Annotated in this window: 1 protein-coding gene; it reads right to left on the bottom strand. The window is 57.7% G+C overall.

What is annotated here, in order from left to right:
* Positions 1–62: 62 nt before the first annotated feature.
* Positions 63–839 carry an aminoglycoside adenylyltransferase domain-containing protein gene (locus tag Q322_RS0119995; RefSeq protein WP_051668819.1) on the bottom strand — a complete coding sequence of 259 codons (777 nt, stop codon included), beginning with the start codon at positions 837–839 and terminating at the stop codon, positions 63–65.
* Positions 840–1,517: the final 678 nt, after the last annotated feature.

Raw genomic sequence — 1,517 nt, 5'->3', positions numbered from 1 at the left:
GCTTAGAAGTGCTTGCCCACTGGTCCTGAGTTATGGGTTCACTCCACTCTTGGTGCCCAATCTTACTCACGCATATCGGTTATTCGGTCACTGACCGCCACTATAAAATCCTTGACGGTCGAAAAATCAGGACGTGGCCTTGCTTCTCCAGGGCCGTACCACCAGGTCACCGCCCATTCGATCAGGGAAGCCCACTCAGGGAGTTGCAAGGCTGCCCACTTCGCGGCCTGTTTCTTGGAAACCTGTTCCCCGGTGGTCGCGGAATATAAGGCACGGCAAAGCGTGAGCACGCCGTAGACATGGCTCCCCGCGTGGTGAGGGTCCATCTCAGCGATCCATACTTTCCAGTTGCTGGCATGTTCTCGGACGACCGCGACAAATTCAGCGCGGTCAAGGCCTGGCATGATTTGCTGCGGTGGTGGGCCGAACAGGGCAACGCCGCTGTACCAGGCCATGTACCACTGCAACAGGTAATGCCGCGTCGCTAGAACCAAGTGAAGCGGTTCGCCAGGGCTAATGCGGGCCATCAGACGCGGCTGTGTTCGGAAGGACTCAAGAGCGGCAACGGAAATGTAGTTGATTTCAACTCGTCCACACCAGGCAGGTTCATCAGCGTTCAGTTGGCTGTGGAACACCTGTAAGTGTTCAATCGTCTGCTCGGAAGGGTCATGGGAGAGAACGGCGAGGAGGTCGATGTCGCTGCGCTCGGGGTTGAAATCGCCAGTTACCAGAGAGCCGTGCAGGTAGAGGCCAAGCAGCGTCTCAGGAAGATACTGAGAGAGTTGGTGCGCCAGATGTCGCAACAGCCGCTCAATTTTAGTATCCGGGGTGATGCTCATGGAGGGAGCGTAACAGCCAGCGTGGACTTGGTGCTCCTGATTTGCGGCTTGAGCCAGGCAAACCGCTAAGCAGCAAACTGGGAGAAAGGCTCGACCATTGGGGCGACCACCTCGGATGGGACCATCTCAACAACCTTTTCATAACTTCCCGACTTCAGACGCCGCCAACCTGTGTAGCGTGAAGAATGAAGGAAAACGGCTTGGACGGCTGATCAGTGCAATTGGTGGCCTGATGTTCGTGCTGGGCAATGTTTGTCGCTGCCTGCCGATTTTGATACATCTGAACAGCAGCGCCAGAAATTCGCTAACCGTCTGGGCCAGTAAAAGCTCGCTGCTGAGCGGGACATCCGGGCTAAAGCCCAGTAGGATCAGCGCGGGGAGGGTCCCGTCAGCAACCCGGTGGGCGTCACTGCGATCCCACTTGCTCGCGGCGGAGGTAGATGTGCCCCCCCCGGCGTCACCGATCCCAGCGATCCGGCGCATGACGGCGACTTCAGGCCGGGGTACGGGATGAGTGTATCTGCAACAAAGTGACATGGACGTGTCTGCCCGCCGGGATTTCATCCTCTTACTTGTCAGCGGTTTGTGACTTGCAGCGCGCTGATGCGCCACGCGTACCGTCAGAGCATGAAAGCCAGTCTGATCTCTCCGGCTCGCATCCGCATAACTGGACAGGGT

The sequence above is a fragment of the Deinococcus frigens DSM 12807 genome, assembly GCF_000701425.1.
GTDB lineage: Bacteria > Deinococcota > Deinococci > Deinococcales > Deinococcaceae > Deinococcus > Deinococcus frigens.
Note: the sequence above shows the minus strand (reverse complement) of the source record. Positions and strands in the feature narration are given on the sequence as shown.

What these genes read in the sequence shown, in the direction of transcription:
- Q322_RS0119995 (WP_051668819.1), bottom strand. Translation starts at nt 839, where the DNA reads ATGAGCATCACCCCGGATACTAAAATTGAGCGGCTGTTGCGACATCTG.